Annotated in this window: 13 protein-coding genes; 1 reads left to right on the top strand and 12 read right to left on the bottom strand. The window is 65.8% G+C overall.

Annotation, left to right across the window (positions count from 1 at the left end):
* The 11 genes from HJG53_RS17985 to HJG53_RS18035 all read right to left on the bottom strand — a co-directional run.
* The coding region (locus HJG53_RS17985) for a DUF736 family protein (RefSeq protein ID WP_171132737.1) at positions 1–147 on the bottom strand (147 nt) is incomplete at its 3' end.
* A 217-nt stretch (positions 148–364) separates the two neighbouring features.
* Positions 365–931 carry a hypothetical protein gene (locus HJG53_RS17990; RefSeq protein WP_019054759.1) on the bottom strand — a complete coding sequence of 189 codons (567 nt, stop codon included), beginning with the start codon at positions 929–931 and terminating at the stop codon, positions 365–367.
* A gap of 145 nt (positions 932–1,076) precedes the next feature.
* The gene (locus HJG53_RS17995) at positions 1,077–1,490 is read right to left on the bottom strand and encodes a type II toxin-antitoxin system VapC family toxin (RefSeq protein WP_026150037.1); all 414 of its coding nucleotides are present in this window, start codon (positions 1,488–1,490) and stop codon (positions 1,077–1,079) included.
* Complete coding sequence (locus HJG53_RS18000) at positions 1,487–1,747, bottom strand: antitoxin (RefSeq protein ID WP_019054757.1); 261 nt, start codon at positions 1,745–1,747, stop codon at positions 1,487–1,489. The genes HJG53_RS17995 and HJG53_RS18000 overlap by 4 nt, the downstream gene beginning before the upstream one ends.
* Before the next feature lie 87 nt (positions 1,748–1,834).
* Positions 1,835–2,737, bottom strand: a complete 903-nt coding sequence (locus HJG53_RS18005) for a hypothetical protein (protein WP_019054756.1) — start codon at positions 2,735–2,737, stop codon at positions 1,835–1,837.
* A gap of 60 nt (positions 2,738–2,797) precedes the next feature.
* Positions 2,798–3,493, bottom strand: a complete 696-nt coding sequence (locus tag HJG53_RS18010) for a hypothetical protein (RefSeq protein ID WP_019054755.1) — start codon at positions 3,491–3,493, stop codon at positions 2,798–2,800.
* Between the two features lie 192 nt (positions 3,494–3,685).
* Positions 3,686–3,883, bottom strand: a complete 198-nt coding sequence (locus tag HJG53_RS18015; RefSeq protein WP_171132739.1) for a hypothetical protein — start codon at positions 3,881–3,883, stop codon at positions 3,686–3,688.
* Positions 3,884–3,924: 41 nt separating this feature from the next.
* Positions 3,925–4,236 carry a hypothetical protein gene (locus HJG53_RS18020; RefSeq protein WP_019054753.1) on the bottom strand — a complete coding sequence of 104 codons (312 nt, stop codon included), beginning with the start codon at positions 4,234–4,236 and terminating at the stop codon, positions 3,925–3,927.
* A gap of 4 nt (positions 4,237–4,240) precedes the next feature.
* Positions 4,241–4,642: a hypothetical protein gene (locus tag HJG53_RS18025; protein WP_019054752.1), complete on the bottom strand. Its 402-nt coding sequence runs from the start codon at positions 4,640–4,642 to the stop codon at positions 4,241–4,243.
* A gap of 2 nt (positions 4,643–4,644) precedes the next feature.
* On the bottom strand, positions 4,645–5,115 hold the full coding sequence (locus HJG53_RS18030; RefSeq protein WP_019054751.1) for a DUF6878 family protein: 471 nt from the start codon (positions 5,113–5,115) through the stop codon (positions 4,645–4,647).
* Complete coding sequence (locus HJG53_RS18035) at positions 5,112–5,630, bottom strand: hypothetical protein (protein WP_019054750.1); 519 nt, start codon at positions 5,628–5,630, stop codon at positions 5,112–5,114. The genes HJG53_RS18030 and HJG53_RS18035 overlap by 4 nt, the downstream gene beginning before the upstream one ends.
* A 148-nt stretch (positions 5,631–5,778) precedes the next feature.
* On the opposite strand from HJG53_RS18035, the gene HJG53_RS18040 reads away from it, so the two are divergent.
* Positions 5,779–7,407: a Na+/H+ antiporter gene (locus HJG53_RS18040; RefSeq protein ID WP_019054749.1), complete on the top strand. Its 1,629-nt coding sequence runs from the start codon at positions 5,779–5,781 to the stop codon at positions 7,405–7,407.
* Between the two features lie 112 nt (positions 7,408–7,519).
* On the opposite strand, the gene HJG53_RS18045 is transcribed toward HJG53_RS18040, so the two are convergent.
* Positions 7,520–7,826, bottom strand: a 307-nt coding sequence (locus HJG53_RS18045; RefSeq protein ID WP_171132741.1) for a DUF736 family protein, incomplete at its 5' end; no start/stop codon positions are given.

Consider the following 7,826-nt stretch of genomic DNA (forward strand, 5'->3'; position numbering starts at 1 on the left):
CGCCGACAGCGCCAGAACCTCGAACTTGGGCGCCTTGGGATTGGCCGAGTGCACCTCGCGCAGCGCAACCGTCATGGCGATCGCCAGCGTCGCGATCTTGCCGACGAAAATGCCGGCGTCATTCTGCTTGATCGAACCGATGTTCATGGGAAAGTCTCCTGAAAGCGGTCTCGAACACCGTGTCCGAGCCACCTTCCTCCTTCCCCACTCCCCTCCTCGGCCGTTCGGCCGAGCAGGCGCGCAAGCGCCCATCCGAGCGCCGCAAAAGCGGCCTCGGGTCGAAACGCGTTGGGCGCTGGATGGCGCTGACCGCCTGCGGGCGGTCAGTGCGCTAGAGGCAACGTCACCGGCTGGCGGACGGTCGCTAAGTGGGCGGGAGAGCCTCGCTCGCGGTCATGCTGCGGTCGAAGGCCTCGACATGGCGGCGCGCGAGATCACGCTTGGCGATGTTGTGCCAGTAATGATCGTCATGCCCTTCATAGTTGCCGCGACCGTCGAGCCGGATCGTGTCACCATATTGCTCGATCCGCTGACCGTCATAGGTGAGCAGCACCTCGCCCTGGGTCGTGCTGAAGCGCTTGCGCTCGATAACCAGCTTGGCGGGATCATAAGGCGGCGGCTGGCGCAGATAGTCGGGACGCTGGCGGTTCGCAGCGATCGCTGCGCAGAGGCGTTCAACGTGATGCGCGTCGTTCGAGACGATGATGAAGACATGGGATCGGTCGAAGAAGTTGCCGAAGAAGCTGACGGCATTCTCGACCCCTTCGAGCCATTCGCCGCGCAGGTTGCGGGCATCCCGTTCGACGAAATCGCCATATTTTTCGAACAGGCGGTTGAGCGGATGATCGTTCAGCATCTCGATCAGCGCGTCGATCGCGGCTTCGACGGTCTCGGAGCGCAGATGGCCGTTGCTCAGGACGATGGTCGTCATGGTCGTTCCTCTCGAGTTTGGAGTTGATCGAGCGGGGACAGCCGCCGCGCCCGGTGGTATGTCGGCCTCGGCAGGCTTGTGGCGCGGTCCGGCGATTATCGTCTGCGGCGGAGCGCCACGACTGTAGCGGTCGAGGGACAGGCCGTCAGTTGGGCTCGTCGAGCCAGTTCTCGATTCTAAGGGCGCGGATGCGCGAGAACTCGCCGTAGTTGGCGGTCACAAGGACCGCGTCCAAGGCATAGGCATGAGCCGCGATGAACAGGTCGTTCGGGCCGATCGGCTTGCCCGCGGCCTCGAGCTCGGCGCGAATTCCGCCATATTCGGTGTCGGCCGGAACATCGAGGGCGAGAACCTGGATGCTGTCGAGGATCGCTTCGATCTGGGCCAGGAGGCGCGGCGATCCCTTCTTGGCGCAGCCGTAGCGGAGTTCGGCGGCCACGATGATGCTGACGCAGATGCCGTCAGGGCCGACCTCGGCGATCCGGTTCGCGATGGCCCCGTGCGGATTGCGCGCAAGCTCGGACACGATGTTGGTGTCGAGCATGTAGAGCGTGCTCAAAGGTCTATGGCCTTTGCCGGCAGCAGCGTATCGTCGACGTCCGGGAACTCGTCATCAGGTCCGAGCGGGTCGAGGCTCGCCAGGACTTCGAGAATATTCCGCCGGCGGATCGGCTCGAGAATGAGCCGCTCGCCGTCACGGTGGATCATGACGCTCGTTCCTGGAAGCTCGAAGTCGGCCGGGATACGCACGGCCTGGCTCTTGTTGTTGCGGAACAGTTTGGCTTCCCGCGAGGCTATCGGTTCGGATCGTGCCATGCCGTCCTCCTTGGATATACATAGACATATACATTGCGGTCGGCCATTTCAATGGCGGACAACAACAGGGGTTCCGGCCCTGGCGTCTCACACCGCGAGATAGCAGTCATGGGCGAGCAGGCGCGGCTCTCGCGAGCCGGCCCAGATCGGACGGGGCAGATCGTCGCCCATGGCAAAGCGCCAGCGGGTGAGGCCGTTGGCGGCCTCCAGTACGAATCCGTCCTCGGTCGCGTTGAAGCGCTCTATGGTCGCCTTCTCGTCGCCGAAGTCGGGGATGTCGGCTATGCGTTCATGGCCGGCATAGCGATGCTCCCACGGCGTGAATTCCGCGATCTGGTCGGGATGCACGCCAAGGATGCGCTGGTCGATGGCAGCCCGGAGCGACCGGAAATCCTCGGCCGGAGTGATCTCCTCGCGCGTCAGCCAGATCCACCCGTCAGACCCGGTGAGCGGCAGAACGATCCATGAGCCGCGATTGCATTGCCAGCCCGAGAGGCCGACGCCCCCTTGCCCATAGCTGCCGAGGTGGCTCGAATAGTCGGTGAGCATGCGGCCTTCCGGCCAGTCCGGCGGCATGGGACCGATGACGCTGTTGCCCCTGACGGCGCTGAACGAACCCCGGTCCCATATGCCGTCTCGGTTGAGGACCCGGCGCTTGGTTCTGCCGGTGCGAGGAAGGTCGAGCACGCGGCGTGCCTTCTCGAGCGGATCCTCGCCCTGACGGACGGTGACGGCGAGGCGGAGGGTGAGCGCTCCCGAGGCAGGGCTGGCGCTCTCCTCACAATCGAGCGCGAAAACAGCTTCGTGCTGGACCGGAGACTGGCTGCCTTCCGGCACGATCGTTCGCGCGGCGGCCCAGTCGATGCGCCGACGCTCGTACCAGCTTTGGGAAAGAAGCCAGCTGCGCGCACGGCGCGCATCCTCGGCCTCGGCTTTGGCGAGGATCCAGTCGGGGACGGGCGCCGTGAAGACGACGTCATAGGTCGGCATGGCGAGATACTCCGGCTTGAGGGTGTGAGCGCCGCGCTTGATGGCGGCGGTCCGGCGCGTTCAGGCGAGCGGCGCCGGCAGGGCCAGCCATTCCGGCTGGTCGCTTGCGATCGGCAGATCGGTGTTCGAGGCTTCGGCCTCGGAGAAGACGGTCGCGGTTTCGAGCGAGCCGAAGCCCGCCTTGCTGTTCCAGAAGAGCAGGCCTTCCTCGCGATCCCGCGTGGCGATGACGAGGCCGTGCTCGGCCTCGCCGGGACGGCGGGTCAGCGCCTTTTCGAGGCCTCGGGCCGAGCCGCCGAATTCGATGTCGTCCTCGCGGATCACGACGAAGCCGCCGCCGAACTCACCCGGACGCATGCGATCACAATCGAGGGCATATTCGAAGCCGAAGGGAAGCGCGGAGCGTGCCGTGGCCTGGATCAGCGCCGCCGTCGCCTCGATGTCGACCTGCTCGCCGTGGATCCAGACGCCGACCGTGTCCCCGGTATCGGGAGGATCGACCTGCAGGGTGAAGCCGAGGCGGGGATAATCGGGATCGGGGAATATCTCGAGAAAGCCCGAGAACGGGTCGGCATCGGCCGGCGGAAAGCAGGCCGCGAAAGCCGGGCCCAACGCGGAGAACCGCGCGGTGCGCCCATCCGGTTCGAGCGAAGCATCGTCGAGGGCCTCGATGGCATCGTCGATCAGGCGGAGGACCTCAGCCTCGGCGGGCGTGACGGCGAGCGTGAAGCTCGCCTTGGTGAAGTGGTTGGCCATGCTGACTCCTTGGGGAGAGGGATGCGGCGCAAGCCGCGTCCCCGGCCTCGGAGACAGGCCCGGCCCCCTTCCCCTGCCCTGCTCCCCTTTGCATGCGCGGAGCGCGGACCGCAGCAGACGCGCGGAGGATTCCGCGGCCTTGGTCAGAGACGTTCGGAAGGTGCGGGCGGCGTTACCGCCCTATTGGCAAGTCTAGGCCGTGCGCTTGCGGCGGCGGGGAGGCCCGACATGGTCGGCGGACACTTCGAGGTCCACCGCGAGCTGGGTGAGCGTACGCTGCGCGCCCAACCGCTGCAGCCCGTCCATACGACCGTCGAGCTTGAGCGTCTTGATCCGCGATCGAACGAGCGAAGCGGCGACGCGCAGCGTGTGGGGATCGAGCTCGGTCATGGGACTCGATCATAGCGCGGAAGGCGCGTCGAGGCGAGCGCTCAGCCCTCGTCTGGAAAGTCGCGCCAACGGCGAACCAGCTCGATCATCTCGGCCTTGCGGCCGAAGGCATCGGGATAGATCGCGCCTTCATGCTGGCCGAGAAAGCCGATGATGATTGTCATGTGGGTCGCGATCGTCGCGTCGACGCCGAACAGATCTGCGATAGGGAAATGACCGCAATCATCGCCATTCCACCAGGCAAGCAGGAAGTTCGCGACCCGCCGCGCCTGGCCGGTGTCGGATCGAGCGATCTCGATCAGCCGGTCGAGGGCATGGCGCGCGGCGGCGTCGCTGAAGGGTCCCTTGTCCACGGGATCAGCCTATAGCAGCGAGATGCTCACGGGAACCGGGAACCGGAGCGCCAAACTCGGGATCGACACCCGGCGAGCCCGCCGGATTGCCGCGCAGGATCCACGGCATCGGCTGGATGAGACGCGCCCAGTCGGCAAACGACGGTATCCGCCCAAGATCTTCGGTGACATGCTGTTCTCCGACGAGCCGGACCGGGATGTCCCGGCCGTCGCTGTTGCGGATCGTCACGCCGAAGATCGTCTCGAGGAGAAAAATGCCTTCGGCATGATGCCTCAAGGCGCGGTGGCGCGGATCGGCGATGATCTTCTTGGACTCGTCGAACCACTGGTGAAGCGGCAGATAGTCCTCGGCATTACCGCCCCACCGGCGGACCGAGCTCAGCGCATGATAATGGCAATGCGACATCGCTAGAGCTCCGTCTCGCTGGTGTCATAGTCGATGAAGCGGGTGTTGTGCGTCAGTGTCACCGAGCCGGAAGCGACATCGATGCCGATGATGCCGTGGGCCCCTTCGCCGTTTTCCCAACCGCAATGATGGGTGCAGACCGCATTCTCGGCGAAAGCGCTCAGAGCATCTTCAAGGTCGACCGTCCGCGTGGTGACAGAGCCATTATATTCGAGCGCGAAATGGTCGCACAGGATGGTCGGTAGCTCTGCGCTGGCGTCGTCGCGATAGGCGAAGACATCGCCCACGCTGCCTTCGTCGCCGCCGCCGTCATAGTGGATGTCAACGCGCGCGATGCCGTGTTCGCGCAGCAATGGAAGGAAGGCGGCCTTGCAGCGCGCCTCGACGTCTTGGACAGCGGTAAGACCGGTCTCGATCTCCGCGACGATCGCGGCCTCGGTGACCGGCTGGTCGGAAGTGGGTTGCTGGATCATGCGTCGATCTCCTGGATCAGGATCTTCGCGGCCTCGGCGCTGGCCGGATAGGCGGCGGCGAGGTTGCGGTGAAGGGCTTCGAAGTCCGGGATGGCGAAGCGTCCGTCGGCATTGGGCCGGGTCGCCAGAAGCGCGCCGGTGACGATGTCGTCGATCCGGTCGCGATCGACTGTCGGGGCGCTGCCGTCTTCATAACGGACCGGTGGCGCGAACCCGGCCTCGACCCAGCTTTCGAGGCCGTCCTGCGCGGCCTCGGTATAGGCGGTAACCGCGGGATTACGCCGATAGGCAAGCGCATCGACCTTGAGGCCAAGCGAATAATAGACGCCGAAGTCGTGCCGGTTGGTGACCGACACGAGCGTGCAGCCATCGGGCGGCGGGCCGAAACGGGCAATGATGGCGGCGCGGTAGGCGGCGACTTCAAGCCGGTTCAGCCGCTCGAAGTCGGGCGTGTGCCCAAGCTGCGCGCAGTCCTCGTTGGCGGGGGCGCCGCCGAGGTCGATGATGTCGGACATGATTGTCTCCCGTCACGATTGGACAGGAGCCACGCTCCCCCTCCTCTCTACGGCCGCAGGCCGGTCGGCCGGGATTGAAGCTGACAGGAAAGGGGCACGGCGTTAGACAGGGTGGCCGTCCCGACAAATCTGTTCAGAGGCTTCGCTTTTGGAAACCATCACGCTCGTCCTGACATTGCTGTTCGCCGTGGTGCTGAGTGGAATCCTGGCTCGCCTCTTGCCGTTTTCGGTTCCGCGTCCCCTCGTCCAGATCGCTCTGGGTGCCGCGATCGGTCTCGTCGCCGACTGGCGGGTGACGCTCGATCCGGACATCTTCTTCCTGCTCTTCCTGCCGCCGCTGCTGTTCCTCGATGGGTGGCGGATACCGCCCGACGATATGTTCAAGGATGGCGTCACGATCCTTGAGCTGGCCCTTGGCCTGGTCGTGTTCACCGTCGTCGGCATGGGTTTCCTCATCCACTGGATGATCCCGGCTATGCCGCTCGCAGTGGCTTTCGCGCTCGCGGCGGTGGTTTCCCCCACCGACCCGATCGCCGTGTCCGCGATCGCGCAGCGCACGCCGATCCCCAAGCGGATGATGCATATCCTGGAGGGGGAATCGCTGCTCAACGACGCGTCGGGCCTTGTCTGCCTGCGCTTTGCGGTGGCGGCCGCCCTGACGGGCAGCTTCTCGCTGGGGGCCGCGGCGCTCAATTTCCTGTGGGTCGCGATTGGCGGCATCGTCGTCGGCGCGGGCCTCACCTGGCTCGTTGGGCGGGCAAAGGAACTGGTCGCGCGGCGTCTCGGCGAGGAAAGCAGCTCGCAGATCCTGATCAGCCTGCTGATTCCGTTCGGCGCCTATCTCGTAGCCGAGCATCTCCATTGCTCGGGCATCCTGGCGGCGGTCGCGGCCGGCGTGATGATGGGGTTCATCGAGACACGGGGCAAGGCGCTGGCCGTAACCCGCATCCGACGCACGACGGTCTGGGATCTCATTCAGTTCACGGCCAACGGCATCATCTTCGTGCTGCTTGGCGAGCAGCTTCCCACGATATTGGCCGGCGCTGCCGACAGCGTCAGGCTGACCGGCCATCATGGAGCCTGGTGGCTGGCCGTCTATATCGTCGCGATCAATGTCGCACTGGCGGCGCTGCGTTTCGTCTGGGTCTGGTTCTCGCTGCGCCTGACGTCTTTCCGCCGCGCGGAAGATAGCCCGAGGCCGAACTGGCGGTTGGTGGGGGCGATGTCTTTCGCGGGCGTCCGTGGGGCCATCACGCTCGCGGGCGTACTCACGCTCCCGCTCGCCATGGCCGACGGGACGGCGTTCCCGGGTCGCGATCTCGCCATTCTCCTGGCAATGGGCGTCATCATCCTGTCGCTGATCGCGGCATCGATCGGACTGCCGTTGATGATGCGGGGGCTGGAGATGCCGGCGGAGCCATCGCGCGATGCGGAGATCGAAGAAGCCCGGAGAGCGGCCGCCGAAGCCGCGATCGCCGAGATCGAGCGCACTCAGCACCAGCTTGCCGAGGGGCGAAAGGATGCCGACGCCTATGTGAACGTCGCTTCCAGGTTGATGGACCTCTATCGCGAACGGATCGACAATCGCTCGAGCCTGCCCGAGGCGATGGCTTTTCTGCGGCGCGATGAGCGCATCGAGCGCGATCTTCGCCTTGCCGCGCTGAAGGCGGAACGCGGGGAAATTTTCCGCCGGGTTCGTCAGAGCGAATTGGGGAGCGAGGCGGCGCGCAAGCTGGTGCGGGAGCTCGACCTGCAGGAGGCCCGTCTGGCAGGGTGATGCCAACGACAGCCGGCAGGCACGGCGCGGCCGCGAGCTTTGGTTTCGGGACAAGGAAAAAGCCCCCGCTTGGGTGAAGCGGGGGCTGGGAGAGTTCGAACTGCCGTTTGCGTCAGCTCGCGAAGGCATGTTCGGCGGAGGACTGGCCGAGGCCGGCCTCGGCGCCCTGGGTGGCGGGGCCGGCGGTCTCGTCGGCGCCGGGCAGCGGCGGCAGGCCCTCGTCGGCCTTGGGCGCCATCTCCGCGGCGAGATCGCGGCGACGCGTCGGGCGCGACCAGACGACGTTGTAGCTGCCGTCCTCCTGGCGGAACGCCGACACGTAGAGCGGCGCGGCCAGGCTCGGGTCCTCGATCTTGCCGTTGAGGAACGCCTCGCCCGTGCCGTTCGAGAACAGCTCGAACAGCGCACCCACCTGCACC

The organism is Sphingomonas sp. ID1715, from assembly GCF_013044515.1.
Classification (GTDB): Bacteria; Pseudomonadota; Alphaproteobacteria; order Sphingomonadales; family Sphingomonadaceae; genus Sphingomonas_B.